Source organism: Emticicia sp. 21SJ11W-3 (genome assembly GCF_024138715.1).
GTDB classification, from domain to species: domain Bacteria; phylum Bacteroidota; class Bacteroidia; order Cytophagales; family Spirosomataceae; genus Emticicia; species Emticicia fluvialis.
The window spans coordinates 2,765,458-2,786,597 of the sequence record NZ_CP092074.1 but is presented as its reverse complement, the minus strand read 5'-3'; the positions used below and the strand labels follow the sequence as shown (position 1 = coordinate 2,786,597).

The following is a 21,140-nucleotide window of genomic DNA, read 5'->3' as shown; positions in this document are numbered from 1 at the left end:
AAACATGCCACTTTGTGTAACAGGGTGGCATGTTTTTTTAATTATTTTTTAATAATATTTTGTCTATTATTTTTTTTTCGTTGCCTATATAGTATTTTTACGTTGTTCAAACTTAAACTATAATAGAATTACTACAATGAGGAAGTTAATTCTCTTGGTTATCTGCGCTTTGCTTTTTTTGCGGTGTTCTAAACCCGACAAGCCGGATTTACCAAACGATGGGGAAATAACAATTGCAGCCGACGAATCACTTAAACCTATTATTGATGCCCAGGTTATGGCTTACAATGCACATTATCCGAAAGCCATTTTACATGTCAGATATATGCCCGAGCAAAAGGCAATGTCGTTGATGTTAAGTGATTCAGTTGATATTGCTGTTACAACCCGTGAAGCAACGCAAAATGAGCAGTCTTTTTTTGCATCGAAGAAAATAGCCTACCTGCCTGCAAAAATGGCGCTTGATGGTGTGGCTTTGATTGTTAACCCTGAAAACCCGATTGAAAATATTTCGCTGAAAGAGCTGAAAGATATTTTTGACGGAAAGGCGCATTCAGATTATAAACTGGTTTTTGATAACAGTAATTCAAGCAACCTGAATTACATGATGCAGAAATTACAGATAAAAGATATGAACCGTGCCAATATCTTTGCTGCCAATGGCAATAAAGATGTAATAGAATATATTAAGAAGAATCCAAAGGCTATTGGTATCATTGGTGGTAACTGGATTAGCGACCTTGACGACCAGAACAGCAGGGTTTTTATATCTAGTATTAAGGTGCTTGGGGTTTCGGTTTCAGATAGCCCGGCTGCCGCTGATTATTATAAGCCAACAACTGAATCGCTTCGTGCCAGGAAATATCCGCTTGAAAGACGCGTTTATCTGCACACAATGGATCACTTCGGTTTAACCAAAGCATTTACCCGTTTTTGCTGTGCCCAGATAGGCCAGCTGGTGGTTGAAAAGTCAGGATTAATACCCTATTATGTCTATCCAAAAGGGGTGGTCATCAGCAGAGAACAGCCCAAATAGAACCCTGCCGGTATTTTTTTTGTTTTACAATCAGGGATTCAGACAAATCAGCATTAACAAATTATTAATAAACCTTAAATACAAGATTTTGTCTTAATCATCAATAGCAAAAGATTTAAAAAGTATTGCCCGATATGAACAAATTTTTTTCTGTATCGGAATTGTTTTTTAATTTTGCTTAATGTTTTTTTAATACAAAGAATCGTAAACCTAACTTCAGAGTGAAAATGAACAAGATTTTGAGATCTTTGTCAGTATCAGCAGTTGCGGTGCTGGCGTTGTCGTTCCACACCTTGGCACAAACAGTGCAGGACGGATTGAGAAATTTGGAGGCCGAGCGCTACAACGCTGCAGGAACTATTTTCAATCAACTGGTAAGCTCTGCTCCAACGGCAGAAAATTATTTTTATCAGGGTTACTATTATCTTAACTTGCCTGAGCCAGACCTGGAAAAAGCTAAAGATGCTTTTACTAAAGGAACAGCCGTTGATAAAAGACCTGATCCTCTGAACCGCGTAGGTTTAGGTGCAGTTAAATTATTGTCTGGCGATAAAGCAGGTGCAAAAGCTGACTTTGATTTAATTAAAAAAGATACAAAAAATAAAAACGCTGAAGTTTTATTCAGAATCGGAGATGCGTATGCCATTTCTGATAATCCGAAACTGAACGACCCTGCCGAAGCTGTGTTGAATATTCAGGCTGGTCTTGACCTGCTGAAAGTAAAAAACAACCCTGATTATTACATTGCGCTTGCAAAAGCATTTTTATTGAAAAACGATGGTGGCCCAGCCATGACAGCCCTTGAAAACGCGCTGGGAATGGGCCAGAAAGCAGCTATTATTCACACAGAAATGGGTAGAGTATGGTTTCAGGGTAAAAGTTATCCTTCAGCACAAAAAGAATTTACTGAGGCTATCACTGCTGACCCGGACCATGCACCAGCTTACAGATATTTAGGTAACCTTTATACCGTTTTCGGTAAATATGACCTGGCTGCTAAAAACGCCAAATTGTATCTTGAGAAAAGTGAGGCTTCAGATGCTTCTAAACTTAACTACGTAAAACTGGCGTTTACAGTTAAAGATTATGATGGAGCTACAAACGTATTGAATTCTATCTTCGATAAAATTCAGGACCCTGTTAAATACCGTTTGAGAGGTTATACGCAAGTTGAAAAAGGAGAGTGTGCCGAGGGTATCAAAAATATCCAGGAGTTTTTAAACAAGGCTCCAAAAGATCGCCATCTGCCATCTGATTACGGTACAATCGGTAAAGGTTATATCTGTATTAAAGATGATGCAAACAAAGCTCTGAACGACTCTTTGGGTATCCTGAGCATGCAAAAGGCTATAGAAATGGGCGATACCACTTCAAATTATCTGAACGATATAGCCAATGTTTATAAAGCCGCTAAAAGATGGGATAAACTGGCTCAGACTTTAGAGAAATCAATTGCAGCTTCTAAAAAAGCAGGAGCGCCGGATTATTATAATCTTGCTGACGCCTACATGCGTTCAAAAGAATATGTGAAAGCAGACTCAGCTTTGTCTAAAACAATTGAATTGTATCGTGATACCTGGTTGGTACCTTATATTATCAAAGCACGTGCAAAACAATATGCAAATCCGAACGACTCAACTTTCTCGGCTGCCAAAGTTTATGAAAAATACATTTCATTAGTGCCAGAGGCTGACAAAGTGAAAGATAATACAAAAAGATACCTGGCTGAGGCTTATGGTTATTTAGGTACAAAGGCTCTTTTGCTTGATAAAGACACAACCAAGGCAAAAGAGTACATGAACCTGGTGTTAATCTACGACCCAACCAATCAGCAGGCTATAAAAGTTCTTGAAATTATTAATGGTGGTAATGGTACTGCTGCTCCGGCTGGAACAGCCGCGCCGGCCAACAATAACCCTGCAAATGGGGGTCCGAAAGGATGATGATCTAAAATAAAGTAAAAAAATGAGGCTCGTTTCTGTCAGAAGCGGGCCTCATTTTTTTATCGGTTTCAAATTATTTGCATTGAAAATGTGCATCTTACAAAATTTGATTTTATTTTTGTCGTCCTGCTCTTTACACAAACCTGAAAGGGACAGTTATGACCATTAATTTTATCTATGTTTAATCTTGTAATTTTTGGACCTCCCGGTGCCGGAAAAGGCACACAATCAGCTAAGATTATTAACAAATACAAGCTAGCTCATATTTCAACAGGCGATATGTTCAGAATGCATATCAGCCAGGATACCGAGCTTGGGAAACGTGTAAAGCAGATATTGGCCGACGGATTGCTGGTGCCTGATTCTATCACCATTGATATGCTGGAAGAAGAGGTACAACGTAACCCAGATGCCAGCGGCTTTATTTTTGATGGTTTCCCTCGTACGGTTAATCAGGCCGAAGCGCTTGATAAATTCCTGGAGGGTAAAGGAGAAAAGATAGACCTGGTTTTGCAGCTGGACGTAACAGAGGCAGAAATTAAAAACCGCATTGCCGAAAGAAAGAAGGTAAGCGGCAGAGCCGATGACGACGAAGATAAATTATTAAAACGCATAGACGAATATTTTACCAAGACTATCCACGTGCTGCCGTTCTATCAGCAACAAGGCAAAGTGGTAAAAGTGAACGGTATTGGTGAAATAGAAGCCATATTCGGTGCCATTTGCGAAGCAATTGACTCCGCAATGGTTCATTGAAAACCATTTAGTGAGTGAGAGAATCGGTGATTTTACTGTCGCCGTTGCACAGATTAACTCGTTTTAATCAGGCAGTTACTCATTCACTAAATCATACAATTGTTCAAACGACCCAAAGATTATGACAAGTAATTTTATTGATTATGTGAAAATAAATTGCCGCTCGGGCAATGGTGGGGCTGGGTCTAAACATTTTAGAAGAGAAAAGCATGTACCTAATGGCGGGCCGGACGGCGGAGACGGCGGTCGCGGTGGCCATATTGTTCTTAGAGGAAATGCCCAGCACTGGACACTCCTGCACCTGAAATACCGTAAGCACATAAAGGCTGAACACGGCGTAGCAGGTGAAGGTGGCAGAAGAGCCGGTGCCCAGGGTAAAGATGAAATCATAGAGGTGCCATTAGGCACCGTAGCCAGAGATGCCGAAACCGGTGAAATACTAGGTGAGGTAACACAAGACGGCGAAAAAATTGTTTTGCTGGCAGGTGGCCGGGGTGGTTTAGGAAATTACCATTTCAGAAACTCAACCAATCAGGCGCCTGAATATGCCCAGCCCGGTGAAGAAGGTGAAGAGTTATGGATAATACTAGAACTGAAAGTGCTGGCCGATGTAGGTCTGGTGGGTTTCCCTAATGCCGGTAAGTCAACACTTTTGTCTGTTGTTTCTGCTGCGAAGCCCGAAATTGCCGATTATCCCTTTACTACCATTGTGCCTAATCTGGGTGTGGTGTCATACAGAGATTACAGGTCTTTTATTATGGCAGATATCCCCGGTATTATAGAAGGCGCCTCAGAGGGCAAAGGTCTTGGCCTGCGTTTTTTGCGGCACATTGAGCGTAACTCGATTTTGCTGTTTCTTGTAGCCGCCGATAGCGAAAACCCCCTGAAAGAGTATAAAACACTTCTGAAAGAAATAAAACTGTATAACCCCGAACTGCTCGACAAAAAACGTATTCTGGGTATATCTAAATCTGAGTTGATAGACGACAAACAATTGGCCAAAATCAGGAAGAAAATACCGCTTGATTTACCTTATGTGTTTTTCTCTTCTCTGGCTAACCAGGGAATCGACGAGCTAAAAGATTTAATCTGGCAAAATCTGAACGAAGAATAAGTTTCTTCTGCCAGTAATATAAAAAGAGTAGTTTTTTCCTGAATTGGCAAAAGCTTTTTTAAGATTAAAGCATTGCGGTGTGCCCTTAAAATTTTAGACCCCAGAGGCGCTTGCTATTTAATTTAACCATGAAGAAAGTACTTGTAATTTTATTTTTGTTTGTAAATTCAAGTGTTTTGGCACAACTCCAGATTACTTTTCCGATGAGCCGTGCTGTTTTTCAAAGAAACAGTTCTGGCGGAGGGGTTATTCCTGTTGCAGGTTCTTTTCAGTCGAAACTCGACAGGGTAGACGTACGCGTTTTAGCCATCAATGGTGGCGCGTCTACTGATTGGGCTACCATAAACATTAATCCTAATACCGGCACTTTTAATGGCGGCATTTCTGCGTGGGGTGGCTGGTATCAGCTTGAAGTACGAGGCATTAAAAATCAACAGATTGTAACAACCGCCGTTTTAGATAAAGTTGGGGTAGGTGAGGTATTTGTAATTGCCGGGCAGTCTAATGCCATGGGTTACGCAGGTTTCGGCAATCCCCCGGCTACTGATGACCGCGTCAATGTGGTTACAAATTACTACTCTTTCGGCCAGATACCTGAAGTTCCTTATCCTGTCATTGGTCATCTCGACGAAAATACAAAAATAGCTCCCTTAGGGGGCAGTTCATGGTGTTGGGGCAGGCTGGGCGACCTGCTTACTTCTAAACTGGGTGTGCCTGTGTTATTTTTTAATACGGCCATGGAGTCAATGAGTGTTGAATCATGGCAGGTAAGTGCCGACGGCGGAAGAGGCTATGATTATTACTCTGGCAATTATGCATTACCGGGTTACCCATACGACAACCTTCGTAAATCGCTTTACAATTACGTAAATATGTTTGGTGCCAGGGCGGTATTATGGCATCAGGGTGAAACCGACAGCGATAAAGGTACTGCTTTTGACGTTTACCGTAATACCCTTCAATACCTGATTCAGCGCAGCAGAACAGATAGCGGAAAAAACCTTAGCTGGGTTGTCAGTAAGGTGTCACGCACTAAAGATAGGCCAACTTCTCCAACAATTTTATCTGCACAGGAAGCAGTTATTGTTAATTACAGCAACGTATTCAGAGGCCCCGAAACCGATGGCATTACTACCAGAGTTGACGGCGTCCATTTTTTCGGGCAGGGATTAATTGACCTTGCCAATGCCTGGAATGATAAACTGAATACTGATTTTTTTAGCCGGTCAACCCCGGTTCAGGCTTCTGCGCAGGTAAATTTCAGTGTAAACTGCAATGTGCAGAATACCGGTGCGCCGCTTAATATAAGTATGCAGGATGGCTACACCAATTATAAATGGACCAACGGTTCTATTGACCTCAACAATAACCGGAATATAGCTGTTGGTAATGGTTTTTTAAGAGGCAAGGCAACTGATGCGCTGGGTAATGTATATTATACCCAGGGAATTAATTATTCAGGTGAATTGATACCCGGTAGGCCGTTGATTATACCCGAAAGCGCCACCAGTTTTTGTGATGGAGGCGCGGTGAGGCTATCAACTAATGTTGACGAAGACTTCTACTGGTCAACTGGGGTAAATACCAAATCTATTGTTGCAAATAGCGCAGGCTCATTTACAGTAACTAAATTTAATTTTCTGGGCTGTAGTGCGGTATCTGAAGCCACCAATATTACGGTGTTTCCGAACCCCGAGGCCAGAATTATAGCCGAGGGACCTACCACATTTTGTCAGGATAAAACCGTTACGCTTCGTTCTGCTGTAGCAAATGGCAATTTGTGGAGTACGGGTCAAAATACACCAAGTATAACGATTGGTAATTCAGGCGACTACACCCTGAAAGTTAAAAACGAATTCGGTTGTGAAACTACCTCAAGCAAACTAACGGTAACGGTTAACCCAAAACCGGCGAAACCTTTTCTGACAGCCAGCGGGCCGACAGTTTTTTGCGCTGATGCCAGCGTAACACTTACTTCTGATGTCCGTGAAGGCATTCAATGGAGCACCGGGGCATCCTGGTACGAAATTATTGTGAACCAGACAGGTAATTATTCTGTAACTGCCACTAACACTTTTGGATGCCAGCAGGTATCTGAACCTGTGGCTGTTCAGGTAAATCCTCTACCGGCAAAGCCAACCATTTTTGCAAGTGGCCCTACTACTTTTTGCGAGGGCTCAAGTGTAATCCTTACGTCATCAACCAGTGTTAATGGTTATATATGGAATAATTCTGCCGCAGCACAAACCGTTAATACCTCTACTTCAGGCGTGTTTTCTGTTAAAACCAGAAATGAAAACGGTTGCATCTCTCCGGCTTCTGACGAGGTACAGGTTGATGTAAAACCTAACGCTCAGGCTATTACGGTTACGAAGTCGGGGCCTTATTCACTGGAAGCCCTGCCCACAGGCACAGTTGATTCACAATTTGAATGGGTCAAGGATGGCATAAGGTTATCAGACACCGGAAAAATAATCAAAGGCAGGTCGTCAGGTAATTATACCGTAAGGGGCTCAATAAGTTATATCGTTAATACAGGGGCATCGTTAAAATGTTACTCTCCGTATTCGGCTCCTTTGTATTATGTAATAGACCCGGCTGATAACGGTACTATTGTTTTTCCGAATCCCGTGGTTGACGGACTCATGAATATTGAAACACTGAAAGACTATACCAACGTTAATGTTACTTTTTTTGATATGAAAGGCAATAACGCTTTGGCTTTTTATATTGGTAATTTAAATACACGCCAAACCCTGAACCTGAAAAACCTGGCAAAAGGTTTATATGTGGTAAGAATTGCAAGCAAAGATTACCAGATATTCAAGCGTGTTATTGTTGAATAACGGCCATGTGCCTTATGTTTGTTTTAGCCATCATTAAATGCCATAAACAATAAGGGAAGTGTACGGTTTTTATTCAAAAAGTGTATAAATATGAGTATAAATCTATTTTAACCTGACTTTTATGCTGCATAAGAAATGGCTCGCTGTTATCTTCTGTATTTTTACACTTAGCGCTTACTCGCAAATTCAGATTAATTTTCCGGTTTCAAGAATTGTTTTTCAACGAAACAATAATAATGTAGCTACCGTAAATATTAACGGCAGTTACCTCAATTTCCTTGACCGGATTGAGGCAAGGGCGATTCCGGTAAAACAGGGGCAAGGCAAAGAACTGGGCTGGAGCCCCATCAGTAATACCTTAACCACCGGTATTTTTAATGGGTCTCTAGAGCTGAGCGGCGGTTGGTATAACCTTGAAATACGAGGCATTCTGAATAATCAGGTAGTGGCTAACGCTACCATAGAAAAAATAGGTGTTGGCGAAGTATTTATAGTGGCGGGTCAATCAAATGCTCAGGGAGACGCCAAATTTGCAGGTGGCGATATCGGTGCTACCGACGACCGCGTGTCAACCATTGACTTCTATCAGAATTTTCTGGACGAGACCATTCTTCCTTTCAGGTTTACTCAAATGGGTAATGCAACCCGCATGGCTCCATATAATTATGTTCCCTGGTTTTGGGGCAGGCTGGGTGATAAACTCGCCCAGAGGCTCAATGTGCCTGTTTTGTTTTATGGTGCCGCTCTGGGCGGTATAGGTGCCAACGCCTGGCAGCGGTCTGCTAATGGAGAAGACCTCACTAAAGAGCTGCCTACTTTTATTGCAGTACCAGGCATGCCTTATCGTGCCATGAAAGCCGCCTTGCAATATTATGTACCGCGCACTGGTGTACGTGCCGTGTTGTGGCAGCAAGGTGAAAGCGACGAATCTACGCCATCTGAAAAATACCTTGAGTATATGAAGACCGTTATTGAAACCAGCAGGAAAGATAGCGGCAAAGAAGACCTGGCATGGGTAATGGCAAGGTCGTCGCGCAATCCCGTTGAGCAGCCAAATGTTATTAATGGACAGAATATGATTATTGTTCAGGTGCCTCATGTTTTCCCCGGGCCTTTTACAGACCAGATAGTGGGCACAGACTACCGGGCAGACGGTATCCATTTCCATAAAGAAGGCCTGAATATGGCAGCTGAATACTGGAATAATGCCCTTGATAACAGAATCCTGGCCAGCTCAAGCCCATTACCCGCCCGCGCCTCTGTTGCGCTCAATGTTATTTGTAATGACAACGACCAGAATGGTAAATTTAAAATTGAAGTGGCTGGCAATTACAGTAAGTACCTCTGGAGCAACGGCAGCACTGCTCAATCAATTGCAGTAAATAGCGGCAGTTATTCGGTTCAGGTGCATGATGCCGCCGGGAATATGTATTTTTCTCAGCCGGTTAATATTGCCGAACAGAACACGGTTACAAAACCGGTTGTTTCGGTTATGGGGCCGGCTATATTCTGCGACTCCGACAGCATCGTTCTGAAATCTTCTTCCTTAACTGGCAATGTCTGGAACAATAGTAAAACCGGTCAGAATCTGATTATCAGAAACAGCGGTACGTATTTTGTTACCAGTTATAGCATTAACGGCTGCAAGGCTGTGTCAGACCCCGTTATCATAGAGGCCAAGCAGGGGCCACCCAAGCCGGTTATCAGTGCCAGCGGCGCTATTACTTTTTGCGAAGGAGGAAATGTGAATCTGACGGCCCCGCAAAGCCTTGAATATGTGTGGAGCAATAAAACCAAAGCCCGCAGCATTAATGTAAACACCTCTGGTGTTTTTTATGTGCAGGTAAAAGATGAAACCGGCTGTTATTCTCAGCCATCAGACGAGGTAGAAGTTATTGTAAGAGAAAGCCCGCCCGAAACATCTATAGCACAAACGGGGCCTTATGTATTAGCTACCACCAATCAGGGGCGTTTCGGCTCTGTTTTTGAATGGACCCGCGACGGCGTAAAGCTATCTGATTCGCAAAGTTTCATCAGGGTAGGGCAGTCGGGCGCGTATACCGTAAAAGAGTCTGTCATTTATTCATTTGCCAATCGCCCGTCTCTGACTTGCTCGTCGCCTGTTTCCAAGGAGTTCAATTTTGTTTTTGAGCCATCAGATAACTTTGCCAAGGTTTTTCCGAACCCCGTTTCTGATAATCTGCTGAATATTGAATCTTTTTATACATTAAAAGACGTTCGGGTTCAGTTTTATGACACCAAAGGAGGCATTGTAAGAGATTTTTATGTGGGCGAGCTTAACCCCAGGCAAACCTTAAGCCTGGCGGGTATACCCAAAGGGCTGTACCAGGTAATTGTAAAAAACAACGAATACAAAATAATCAAGCGGGTTTTGGTTCAATAAAAGCCTTAAAAGCAGGCCTTCGTAATACATGAATGATTGTAAAACAAATGCCGCCTGCATACAGGCAGTGCCGGGCTACGGAAGATTAAAAAAAAGTTTTCATAAAATACTGAAAGGGTTGAAGATTCAACCCTTTTTTATTTTGTTTCTAAACTTTACGTTAGTAATTTTGAAACGCAATTTATTTGTACCTTTACATACGAATTAATCGTTACTAATATAGGGTCGTAAATCCCGGGCCCTGTGTTACTGATACTATTACAGTTATTATGAAAGAATACTTGCCTTCAGATTTTCTCCCGATTTTGGTGCAGTTAATCGCTGCCGTTGGATTTATAGTTTTTACCATGATTGTTACCCACTCAATCGGCCCGAAAAGACACAGCGTTAAAAAAGACGACCCTTTCGAGTGCGGTATTGAATCAAAGGGTGACGCCCGAACTCCCATTTCAATCAAGTACTTTCTGATCGCCATTCTGTTTGTGCTGTTTGATGTTGAAATTATTTTCATGTACCCCTGGGCGGTCAACTTCATGAAACTCGGCTGGTTTGGTTTTGTTGAAATGATAATGTTTTTGGGTTTGTTAATGACCGGTTTTTATTACATCATAAAAAAAGGTGTTTTAACCTGGGAAAAAGATTAAGCGAGCGTAGGTCGGGCTGGTGGTCCGACACTTTTATTTTGCAGCGTGCAGGTGTGAATGATAAGTTGGTTCTGTTATTGACCAGTTCAATAGAATCAGATTTATGGCTCACTTACCCCATCGCTAAATTACTCAATAATTAATATAATGTTTGGGCTTAAGTTTTATTTTGAGTCTTTAAACACCTACCAGATATATGAGTTCAGTTAAAATGGTGGAAGCACCGGAAGGATTTGAAGGAGCAGGATTTTTTGCTACCTCGCTAGATAAAGTAATTGGTATGGCGCGTAGCTATTCTCTATGGCCGCTTCCTTTTGCCACATCTTGTTGTGGTATTGAGTTTATGGCAACCATGGGGTCTCACTATGATATTTCTCGCTTTGGCTCTGAAAGACCCAGTTTTTCTCCGCGTCAGGCAGACCTGTTAATGGTGATGGGCACAATAGCTAAAAAGATGGGCCCTGTTGTAAAACAGGTGTACCTGCAAATGGCAGAGCCCCGCTGGGTAATTGCCGTGGGTGCCTGCGCATCAAGTGGTGGTATTTTTGATACCTACTCGGTATTGCAAGGTATAGACCGCATTATACCGGTTGATGTGTACGTACCCGGCTGCCCTCCGCGCCCGGAACAGATTCTTGACGGTTTGATGCAGATACAGGAGCTGGCCAGAAATGAGTCGTTGCGCCGCAGAAATACCCCTGAATACTCAGCTTTGTTAGAGTCTTATAATATACAGTAGAGCATTTAGCGAATGAGTGTGTGATTATTTGATTTTTAATAATTTACTAATCACTCATTTACAAAACCACTAAATCACTAAATAGCCTCAACCATTAATAGAATTACATGTTAAGTAATCAACAAATTGCAGAAGATTTATTAGCTCATTTTGGTGAGAATGTAAAGAATTTTGAAGAGCCTCATGGGCTTCTCACCTTTACTACCAATCGCCAGAATATTATCAATCTGCTGGTTTATCTTAATAAGCACGAAACTTTCCGTTTCCGTTTTCTGACCGACATCTGCGGCATTCACTTACCTGACAGCAAGGGCGAAGAGTTTGGCGTAATTTACCATGTTCATAGTCTTGAAAACAACGTGCGCATCCGTATCAAGGTGTTTCTGTCGGCTGACGATATCCACATCCCTACGGCAACTACCCTTTATGCAACGGCAAACTGGCTTGAAAGAGAAACGTATGATTTCTACGGTATTATCTTCGACGGCCACCCGAATCTGAAGCGTATTTTGAATATTGAAGAAATGGATTACTTCCCGATGCGGAAAGAATATCCTTTGGAAGATGCTACCCGAAACGACAAGATTGATGCGCTTTTCGGCAGATAATATAAATTTTACCAATGGGTCAGACTGTTTTACTATAGCCGGCTTAATTGAAAATTGAATACAATGGCAGAAGAACTGATTATCCCAAAAAACACTACTGATGCGTTGGCTCTTAACAGGCCGATTGTTGAAGATACAGAATATACTACGCTTAATCTGGGGCCTACCCACCCTGCAACACACGGTATCTTTCAGAACGTGTTGAAAATGGACGGTGAGAAAATTGTATCAGGAGAACAAACCGTCGGGTATATCCACCGGGCTTTTGAGAAAATCGCCGAACGCCGCCCTTTCTATCAGATTACCACCCTCACCGACCGCATGAACTACTGTTCGTCTCCCATCAATAACATGGGCTGGCACATGACGGTTGAAAAACTGCTGGGTGTAGAGGTTCCTAAGCGTGCGCAATACATCAGGGTAATTATGATGGAGCTGGCCCGTATTGCCGACCACCTGATATGTAACTCTATTCTTGGGGTAGATACCGGCGCCTATTCAGGCTTCTTGTACCTGTTTCAGGAAAGAGAGAAAATATACGAAATCTACGAAGAAATGTGTGGTGCCCGCCTTACTACCAATATGGGTCGTATCGGCGGCATGGAGCGTGATTTATCTCCAACTGCATTGAATAAAATCAAGCAATTGATTTATACCGACCTGCCAAAAACACTGGCTGAGTTTGAAAAGCTATTCAATAGAAACAGAATATTTATCGACAGGGTAGTGAACGTAGGCCCGATAACGGCTGAACGCGCCCTTGAATATGGCTTTACCGGCCCTAACCTGCGTGCTGCCGGTGTTGATTACGACGTTCGTGTAATGGAGCCTTATTCATCATACCAGGACTTCGAGTTTGATATTCCGGTTGGCCATAACGGCGATACTTACGACCGCTTCATGGTTAGGAATCAGGAAATGTGGGAGAGTATGAAGATTATCAGACAGGCGCTTGAAAACCTGCCCGAAGGCCCATACTATGCCAATGAAGACCATTACTACCTGCCACCTAAACAAGAAGTTTACCGCAGCATGGAGGCACTTATCTATCACTTCAAGATTGTGATGGGTGAGATTGATGCCCCCGTTGGTGAGGTTTATCATGCAGTTGAAGGCGGAAACGGAGAGTTAGGATTTTATCTGGTAAGCGATGGCGGCCGTGCTCCTTATCGTTTGCACTTCCGTCGCCCTTGTTTTATTTATTACCAGGCCTACCCTGAAATGTGTAAAGGTGTTTCCATTTCAGATGCCATCGCAATTATGAGTAGCCTTAACGTAATTGCCGGAGAACTAGACGCCTAAAATTTGATTACCTAAAATGACTGAAATTAAAAATACAGTAGCTTTTACACCTGAACGCCTGGCCAAAGCCCAGGAAATGATAGCCCGGTATCCTGAAGGAAAGCAGAAGTCGGCATTGATGCCTATTATGCACCTGGCGCAGGAGCAATTTGCCTGGATGAGTCAGGATGTAATGGATTACGTGGCTTCTTTATTGAACATTACACCGGTTGAGGTGTATGAGGTGGCCACTTTTTATACCATGTTCCACCTTGAGCCGGTTGGTAAGCACGTTATAGAGTATTGCCGCACAGGCCCTTGCGTGTTGATGGGCGGTGAAGAAGTGTATGCGCATCTGACCCAGAAGCTGGGCGTGAAGAAAGGACAAACAACCGCCGACGGCCTGTTTACGCTCAAAGAAGTGGAGTGTCTGGCTGCTTGTGGCTGGGGGCCTTGTTTCCAGATTCGTGAAAAATACTACATGCATCTTACCAAAGATAAAGTTGACGAGATAATTGAAGAATTATCTAAATAAAATAAGGCTGTTTTCAGCCCTGTTCATTAACAGAAGAATTTGATTTTTTAACAGAGTATCATGAAGATATTAACCGAACATATTAACACCCCGGGTATTGACACTTTTGATGTTTATCGCAGTAAAGGTGGCTATACGGCTGTTGAGAAGGCGCTAAAGAAAATGACCCCCGATGAAGTGGTGGAAGAAGTAAAGAAATCGGGTGTGCGTGGTCGTGGTGGTGCGGGTTTCCCAATGGGTATGAAGTGGTCTTTTCTGGCAAAGCCAGAGGGTGTGCCTCGTTATCTGGTTTGTAATGCTGATGAGTCAGAGCCGGGTACATTCAAAGACCATTACCTGATGAAGAACCTGCCTCATCTGTTGATTGAGGGTATGATTATTTCAAGTTATGCTTTGGGTGCCAATAAGTCTTTCATTTATGTGCGGGGCGAGTTAATGTACGTGATTCGCATTCTTGAAAAAGCCATTGAAGAAGCAAAAGCTAAAGGCTTTTTAGGAAAAAACATATTAGGAAGCGGTTATGATTTAGAACTGGTAGTGCACCCGGGTGGTGGCGCTTATATTTGTGGAGAAGAAACCGCCTTGCTTGAGTCGTTGGAAGGTAAAAGAGGAAACCCCAGAAACAAGCCGCCTTTCCCTGCCGTTAAGGGTCTTTACCAATGCCCTACGGTTGTAAACAACGTTGAGTCTATTGCCACAACCTCGTGGATTATCAATAACGGCGGTGAAGCATACGCCACTTACGGTATCGGTAAAAGTACAGGTACTAAATTGATTTCTGCTTCCGGGCATATCAATAAGCCTGGAGTGTACGAAATCAACCTGGGTTTGTCATGTGATGAATTCCTGAACTCAGACGAGTACTGCGGTGGTGTTCGTAAAGGCCATACGCTGAAAGCAGTTGTGGCAGGGGGTTCGTCAGTACCAATCGTACCGGGGCATCTGTTTCTTAAAACCGCTAACGGTGAAGACCGCCTGATGAGCTACGAGTCGTTGTCAGACGGTGGATTTGCAACCGGAACCATGTTGGGTTCTGGTGGTTTCATTGTGTTTGACGAAACAGCCTGTATTGTACGCAATACCTGGAACTTTGCCCGTTTTTATGAGCATGAATCATGCGGCCAATGCTCTCCTTGCCGCGAAGGTACCGGCTGGATGCAAAAAGTGCTGAACCGCATTGAACACGGAAAAGGCTCTATGCATGATATTGACCTGCTGGTTGATATATCGAAGAAAATAGAAGGTAATACGATTTGTCCGTTGGGTGACGCCGCCGCATGGCCGGTGGCCTCGGCTATCCGCCATTTCCGCGACGAATTTGAGTGGCATGTAAAACACCCGATAGAGGCCACAAAACCCGGTGCAGTATATATGAAAGAAAGCGTGTTGGTTTAAGCATCTTGTTTTTTATTTACGAAATTTGATTTTATGGAAAATACAGCCCCTCAATTATTTAAAGTAACCATTGATGGTGTGGAAGTAGAAGTGCCACCGGGAACAACCATTTTACAGGCAGCCCGTAAAATTGGTCCTGAAGTTGCTCCTCCGGCTATGTGTTATTATGAGCCTCTGAAGGGCTCGGGTGGTAAATGCCGTGCCTGTCTTGTAAAAGTAACAGCCGGTTCAGCCAAAGACCCGCGCCCAATGCCTAAGCTGGTGGCTTCTTGTATTACACCTATTCAGGATGGAATGGTGGTTGAAAACTACACCAATGCACAGGTAGTAGATGCAAGAAAATCGGTGGTTGAGTTTCTGTTAATCAATCACCCGCTTGATTGCCCCATTTGTGACCAGGCTGGTGAATGCCACCTGCAGGACTTCTCTTATGAGCATGGTGTAGGGAACACCCGCTACGAAGAAGACCGCCGGACTTTTGAAAAAGAAGACCTGGGCCCATATATTCAGCTGCACATGACACGCTGTATCTTGTGCTACCGTTGTGTTTATACCGCCGATCAGATTACTGATAATCGCGTACATGGCGTAATGAACAGAGGCGACCACGCAGAGATATCAACCTATATCGGTAAAGCTATTGATAACGATTTCTCAGGAAACGTTATTGATGTATGCCCCGTAGGCGCCCTGACCGATAAAACGTATCGTTTCAAAAACCGTGTGTGGTTCTCTAAACCGGTTGATGCACACTGCGACTGTGAGAAATGTAGCGGTAAAGTACAGTTATGGTATCGTGGCGATGAGGTGATTCGTGTAACAGCACGCAAAAACGAGTGGGGAGAAGTGAAAGAGTTTATCTGCAACACCTGCCGTTTTGAAAGAAAACAAACCAGCCAGTGGACAATCGAAGGCCCAACCAAAGTAGCGCGTGCGTCGGTTATTTCGGCCAATAAATATGGAGCCAATCTGGTTAAAAAACCTGATTTCGCATTGAAACTGGCTGAGTCTCAATACAAAAAAATTGATGATAAACGTGAGTATCTGCACGAAATGAGTGAAATTGAGCAGTCAGCAGATTTCAAAGCGCTGATGGCAAAGGATGAAAAATATTTTGGGCATAAGTAATTAACAAACTATGAACGGTTTTATTCAATGGGCAAACGAAACAATGTTTCTTTGGAAAGCCCTCATAATTTTAGTGATTTTTGCAATTACGTTGGGTATTGCCGCTTATTCTACCTGGGCTGAGCGTAAAGTAGCCGGATATATTCAGGACAGACCCGGCCCTAACCGTGCCGGATGGGGTGGTTTGTTGCAACCATTGGCCGATGCTGGTAAAATGTTCTTTAAAGAAGATTTTATTCCGGCGCAGGCAGATAAATGGTTGTTTATTCTGGGCCCTTGTTTGTCTATGTTCACAGCCTTGATGTCAAGTGCAGTAGTACCTTTCGGAAATTCTTTTCTGATTGACGGTAAATTTGTAGCAGTACAGGCCATTGAAATTAACATCGGTATTCTTTATGTATTTGGTGTGGTTTCTTTAGGTGTTTATGGTGTAATGATAGGCGGTTGGGCATCTAACAATAAGTTCTCATTATTAGGTGCCATCCGTGCAGCATCACAAAATATCAGTTATGAGCTGGCAATGGGTATGTCAATCATCGCTATTCTGATGCTTACCGGCTCTTTGTCAATTCGTACCATTGTTGAGCAGCAACATGGTTTCAACTGGAATTTCTTTTATCAGCCATTGGGTTGTTTAATATTTATTGTTTGTGCTTTTGCCGAGTGTAACCGTACACCATTCGACTTGCCTGAGTGTGAAACCGAGCTGGTTGGTGGCTACCATACGGAATATAGCTCAATGAAACTGGGTTTCTATCTGTTTGCGGAGTATATTAATATGTTTGCTTCTTCGGCGGTAACTGCCTGTTTGTTCTTTGGCGGATACAATTATCCGGGTATGGACTACGTTCAAAATGCTTTAATAGGCTGGTTTGGTCAAACAGTAGGTTATAATGTGGCTACTTTCATTGGTATTGGCAGCATGTTTGTGAAAATTCTTTTCGGAATCTTCTTCTTCATGTGGGTACGCTGGACACTCCCTCGTTTCCGTTACGACCAACTAATGAATCTGGGCTGGAAAGGCCTGATACCTTTAGCAGTAGCTAATCTTGTAATTACAGCAGTAGCCATGCTTTCAGGTTACAGATTGGTAGGAATCTGGGTTGGTTTGGCTGTAATGATTCTGATCATCTCTGCTTTCTGGGCCTTACGTCCGCGAAAGAAAGAGGCAATTTTAGGTGCTTAAAAAGTCAGGGTGTTATTACATACCTGCATTGAAATACTAACATTATGCAATTAACTAATAGAGCTAAAAAAACAGATAAGACCGAGCTGAGTTTGTTTGAACGCAGCTACTTACCATCTTTAGCGGCAGGTTTAGGAATTACCATCCGTCACTTTTTCATGAAGAAGCCGACCATCCAGTATCCTGAACAAAAAAGATACCTGGGTCCGGTTTTTCGCGGGCATCATATTCTGAAAAGAGATAACGAAGGTCGCGAGCGTTGCACTGCCTGTGGTTTGTGTGCAGTGGCTTGCCCGGCTGAAGCCATTTCAATGGTGGCTCAGGAGAGAAAGAAAGGCGAGGAGCATCTGTATAGAGAAGAGAAATATGCAGCGGTTTATGAGATAAACATGTTGCGTTGTATTTTCTGCGGGCTTTGCGAAGAGGCCTGTCCGAAACAAGCCATTTACTTGCGTCATGACAAATTTGTGCCGGTATTTACCGAGCGTGAAGACGTAGTTTTTGGTAAAGACAAACTGGTGGAAGACCCTAACGAACGCTACCACCGTGATGCCTGGACAAAAGAAGACGCAATGAAACTTTGGAAAAACGCTTAATTCTATCGAGAAAATACTGATATGGAATTTTTTAAAAACTTATTACATCTGCCTCCTATCTATTACACATTTGCAATTCTTTCGATACTCACCCTCTTCGGGGCGTTGGGTACCGTTATGTCGCGCAACCCTGTGCATAGTGTAATTTATCTGATTGTAACCTTCTTTTCGCTTTCAGCGCACTATATTTTGTTAAATGCACAGTTTCTTGCTGCTGTAAACATTATAGTTTATGCGGGAGCTATCATGGTATTGTTTTTGTTTGTTATCATGTTCCTGAACCTGAGAACAGAAAATGAGGAAATGAAAAAACAAAAAACCATTTATGCCGCTGTTGTTACGGCTGTAATTCTGGGTGGTATAATAATTATTTTCTTGCGCAGAGCAGACCGCGAACCGGTTAACCCGTTAACCTATAATTCACAAACTGGTATGGTAGAGATTTTGGGTAGAACGCTTTATGGAGAATACCTTTTACCATTTGAATTGATTTCGGTGCTATTTCTGGTTGCTATGGCAGGAGCCGTAATGCTTGGAAAACGCGAAGCGGGCGAAAGACATTTCTAAGACTCTTATTGAAATCAAAATAAAGGGATAGGAATCCCCGATATTGAAAAAAACCTTTCCCGACCGGGAAAGGTTTTTTTTGTTTGTAGAGCCGCAATGCTTGCGGCTCAGCGTAGAACAAGTTTAATGATTAAAATGGGTTTCCAATTATAATACCTGACTAATCAATTTATTGTGCACAAATGCCCCTGAAGCCGCAAGCATTGAGATATTTCATTAATTCAAGGATTTAACAGATTGTTTTTATGTATTTTCCCATCATAAATCAATTCATTGTACACAAATGACCCTGAAGCCGCAAGCATTGCGGCTCTACGAAATTCGAATTGATTTCGGTGCTATTTCTGGTTGCTATGGCTGGAGCCGTAATGCTTGGAAAACGCGAAGCAGGCGAAAGACATTTCTAAGACTCTTATTGAAATCAAAATAAAGGGATAGGAATCCCCAATATTGAAAAATCCTTTCCCAACCTGGAAAGGATTTTTTGTTTGTTGAGGCTGTCCAAAAAGGGGCAGCTTCTTTTTTTGGTTTAGATAGGAATGATTCGGGTTTTACTAAGCGGCGTAGCGATATTTTATCTGGTAAGATTCAAAAAGTACATAAATAGTCCTATTTTGAGCGGTAGATACTGAATTTTGTTGATTTTCTTGTTCAGACAGGCGTTTTGCTGCCCACTTTCTCAGATTATGCCCGATAGCCATCAGGCCAAACTCAATACCTACCTTCTGAAGACCCCTTAAAGTAAATCTTGAGAACTTGTTATTACTTTTCATCTGTCCGAAGACAGCTTCTACCTCTATGGGTCTTTTACTTCGGTGTTTAAGCCCTTCTTCTGAGAGTAACCAAGCCCTTGCCTTTGCTTTCAGTTCATTAAGTCTGGGATTGACCTCTATTCTTCGGTTGACTTTACTTTTATGGCACATCCCTCTTAAGGGGCATCCATCGCATCGCTTGGCCTGATAATACCTGACACCGGACTCATAGCCATTGCTGCTTGTCCTTTTACCTTGGCCGACACATACCATTCTTTGACCCATTGGACATACATAAAAGTCTAAGGCTTTGTTGTAATACAGATTCTGAACCAAAAATGGATTGTTCTTCTGTGAACGTTTCTGCTCTTTATGAAAGTAATTGTACTTCACATACGCTGTTATTGCTTTCTCTTCAAGCCACTCATAGTTCTGTTCACTACCATAACCTGCATCGGCCACTACCTCTGTACTTTGCTTGCCATATTGCTCCTGAAAACCCTCCAGGTGGTGGGTAAGTGTGGTGGTATCTCCTGCTGTCTGATGGATGCTATAATGGGTAATAAACTGGTTCTCGGTACTAATCTGACTATTATAGGCTGGTTTGAGTTGACCATTCTGCATATGGTCATCTTTGAGTCGCATGAATGTGGCCTCTTCATCGGTCTTGCTATAACTATTCCTGTCTCCTAGTGTTTCCAACTGCTGTTCATACTTCTCTAAGCGGGGCAAGTGTTCATCTTGCAGTTGCTTTATTTGCTTTTGCGTCTGTTTAGTACTACCCTTTTGTTTACTATTCAACTCTGCAAGCTTGTTCTTAAGTTCGGTGCTGTCTATGGGTTTGGGGGTCTCTATTCTATTTAGCTCGCCCTGGTCTTGCTTAATCTGTGATTCTATCTCTGATAAGACAGACTGGATTTTGCCTTCCAGTTTAGCTTTATTCTTCTCTACTGACCCTTTCCATACAAAACTGTAGCGGCCAGAGGCGGACTCTATTTTCGTACCATCCACATACTGCAAATCCAAACTCACATATTGCAATTCATGAAGCATTCGTACTACTGCTGCAAACAGGCTTTGAATATGGCCTTTTAAGCGTTTACCCCGAAAGTAGTTAATAGTCCGGTAATCAGGAGTGCTGTTACCCGACAACCACATCAAGTGAATGTTCTCCTGTAAGGCTTTCTCTATTTTACGGCAGGAATAAATATTCGAAAGGTAGCTGTAGAATAATACTTTCAGGAGCATCCGGGGATGGTAGCTGCTGGTTCCCCCTCCTTTGTATTGGGAAACAAGCATGCTTATATCCAGTCCGTCAACTACTTCGTTCACGAGGCGAACCGGGTGATTCTGTGGTATTCTCGAAAATATATCTTCCGGAAAAAGACTTAATTTATTGGCCGGTAACGATTTAAAATGTATCTTCATCTTCTCTTTGTGTTGCACCTCTAAGATAACACTTTTTAGAGGAACAAAGAAAAATCCCCGCGTCTTTTTTGACCGGGGATTCCTATTTTTTAGACCTTTTTAGACAGCCTCAGGGGTATGTCCACACCATGAATTAATTGCAACGGATAATAATTGTAAATCCTTATTACTAATTAACCTTG

17 protein-coding genes and 1 pseudogene are annotated in these 21,140 nt (G+C 42.7%); 17 read left to right on the top strand and 1 reads right to left on the bottom strand.

The genetic code is table 11. The annotated features are described in order from the left end of the window. Nucleotides 1-136: 136 nt before the first annotated feature. The 17 genes and pseudogenes from MB380_RS11780 to MB380_RS11700 all read left to right on the top strand — a co-directional run. Complete coding sequence (locus MB380_RS11780; protein ID WP_253522509.1) at nucleotides 137-1,036, top strand: PstS family phosphate ABC transporter substrate-binding protein; 900 nt, start codon at nucleotides 137-139, stop codon at nucleotides 1,034-1,036. A 227-nt stretch (nucleotides 1,037-1,263) separates the two neighbouring features. Further along, the gene (locus tag MB380_RS11775) at nucleotides 1,264-2,979 is read left to right on the top strand and encodes a tetratricopeptide repeat protein (protein ID WP_253522507.1); all 1,716 of its coding nucleotides are present in this window, start codon (nucleotides 1,264-1,266) and stop codon (nucleotides 2,977-2,979) included. Between the two features lie 177 nt (nucleotides 2,980-3,156). Then, a complete protein-coding gene (locus MB380_RS11770; protein ID WP_253522505.1) occupies nucleotides 3,157-3,735 on the top strand; it encodes an adenylate kinase in 579 nt (192 codons plus the stop codon). Nucleotides 3,736-3,853: 118 nt separating this feature from the next. After that, a complete protein-coding gene (gene obgE / locus MB380_RS11765; RefSeq protein WP_253535568.1) occupies nucleotides 3,854-4,849 on the top strand; it encodes a GTPase ObgE in 996 nt (331 codons plus the stop codon). A 128-nt stretch (nucleotides 4,850-4,977) separates the two neighbouring features. Beyond that, nucleotides 4,978-7,695: a sialate O-acetylesterase gene (locus MB380_RS11760; protein ID WP_253522502.1), complete on the top strand. Its 2,718-nt coding sequence runs from the start codon at nucleotides 4,978-4,980 to the stop codon at nucleotides 7,693-7,695. Between the two features lie 121 nt (nucleotides 7,696-7,816). Continuing rightward, the gene (locus MB380_RS11755; protein ID WP_253522500.1) at nucleotides 7,817-10,099 is read left to right on the top strand and encodes a sialate O-acetylesterase; all 2,283 of its coding nucleotides are present in this window, start codon (nucleotides 7,817-7,819) and stop codon (nucleotides 10,097-10,099) included. 266 nt (nucleotides 10,100-10,365) lie between these two features. Next, on the top strand, nucleotides 10,366-10,743 hold the full coding sequence (locus tag MB380_RS11750) for an NADH-quinone oxidoreductase subunit A (protein WP_253535567.1): 378 nt from the start codon (nucleotides 10,366-10,368) through the stop codon (nucleotides 10,741-10,743). Between the two features lie 196 nt (nucleotides 10,744-10,939). Then, entirely contained in the window at nucleotides 10,940-11,482 is a 543-nt protein-coding gene (locus MB380_RS11745) for an NADH-quinone oxidoreductase subunit B (RefSeq protein ID WP_101726045.1), read from the top strand. Between the two features lie 107 nt (nucleotides 11,483-11,589). Beyond that, on the top strand, nucleotides 11,590-12,090 hold the full coding sequence (locus tag MB380_RS11740) for an NADH-quinone oxidoreductase subunit C (protein ID WP_253522497.1): 501 nt from the start codon (nucleotides 11,590-11,592) through the stop codon (nucleotides 12,088-12,090). Nucleotides 12,091-12,153: 63 nt separating this feature from the next. Further along, on the top strand, nucleotides 12,154-13,392 hold the full coding sequence (gene nuoD, locus MB380_RS11735) for an NADH dehydrogenase (quinone) subunit D (RefSeq protein ID WP_101726043.1): 1,239 nt from the start codon (nucleotides 12,154-12,156) through the stop codon (nucleotides 13,390-13,392). A 16-nt stretch (nucleotides 13,393-13,408) separates the two neighbouring features. Continuing rightward, on the top strand, nucleotides 13,409-13,906 hold the full coding sequence (gene nuoE / locus MB380_RS11730) for an NADH-quinone oxidoreductase subunit NuoE (protein ID WP_253522495.1): 498 nt from the start codon (nucleotides 13,409-13,411) through the stop codon (nucleotides 13,904-13,906). A gap of 60 nt (nucleotides 13,907-13,966) precedes the next feature. After that, nucleotides 13,967-15,301, top strand: a complete 1,335-nt coding sequence (gene nuoF / locus MB380_RS11725; protein WP_253522492.1) for an NADH-quinone oxidoreductase subunit NuoF — start codon at nucleotides 13,967-13,969, stop codon at nucleotides 15,299-15,301. A gap of 33 nt (nucleotides 15,302-15,334) precedes the next feature. Further along, nucleotides 15,335-16,429, top strand: a complete 1,095-nt coding sequence (locus MB380_RS11720) for a 2Fe-2S iron-sulfur cluster-binding protein (protein WP_253522489.1) — start codon at nucleotides 15,335-15,337, stop codon at nucleotides 16,427-16,429. A gap of 10 nt (nucleotides 16,430-16,439) precedes the next feature. Further along, nucleotides 16,440-17,615 carry an NADH-quinone oxidoreductase subunit NuoH gene (nuoH, locus tag MB380_RS11715; protein ID WP_253522486.1) on the top strand — a complete coding sequence of 392 codons (1,176 nt, stop codon included), beginning with the start codon at nucleotides 16,440-16,442 and terminating at the stop codon, nucleotides 17,613-17,615. Between the two features lie 44 nt (nucleotides 17,616-17,659). Continuing rightward, on the top strand, nucleotides 17,660-18,211 hold the full coding sequence (locus tag MB380_RS11710; RefSeq protein WP_253522483.1) for a 4Fe-4S binding protein: 552 nt from the start codon (nucleotides 17,660-17,662) through the stop codon (nucleotides 18,209-18,211). Nucleotides 18,212-18,232: 21 nt separating this feature from the next. Continuing rightward, nucleotides 18,233-18,778 (top strand): NADH-quinone oxidoreductase subunit J, encoded by a 546-nt coding sequence (locus tag MB380_RS11705; protein WP_253522480.1) that lies wholly within the window; start codon nucleotides 18,233-18,235, stop codon nucleotides 18,776-18,778. 320 nt (nucleotides 18,779-19,098) lie between these two features. After that, a pseudogene (locus MB380_RS11700) lies at nucleotides 19,099-19,185 on the top strand (NADH-quinone oxidoreductase subunit J); the annotation flags it as partial. A gap of 147 nt (nucleotides 19,186-19,332) precedes the next feature. Here the strand turns inward: MB380_RS11700 and MB380_RS11695 are convergent. Beyond that, nucleotides 19,333-20,958, bottom strand: a complete 1,626-nt coding sequence (locus MB380_RS11695) for an IS1182 family transposase (RefSeq protein ID WP_409014567.1) — start codon at nucleotides 20,956-20,958, stop codon at nucleotides 19,333-19,335. Between the last annotated feature and the right edge of the window lie 182 nt (nucleotides 20,959-21,140).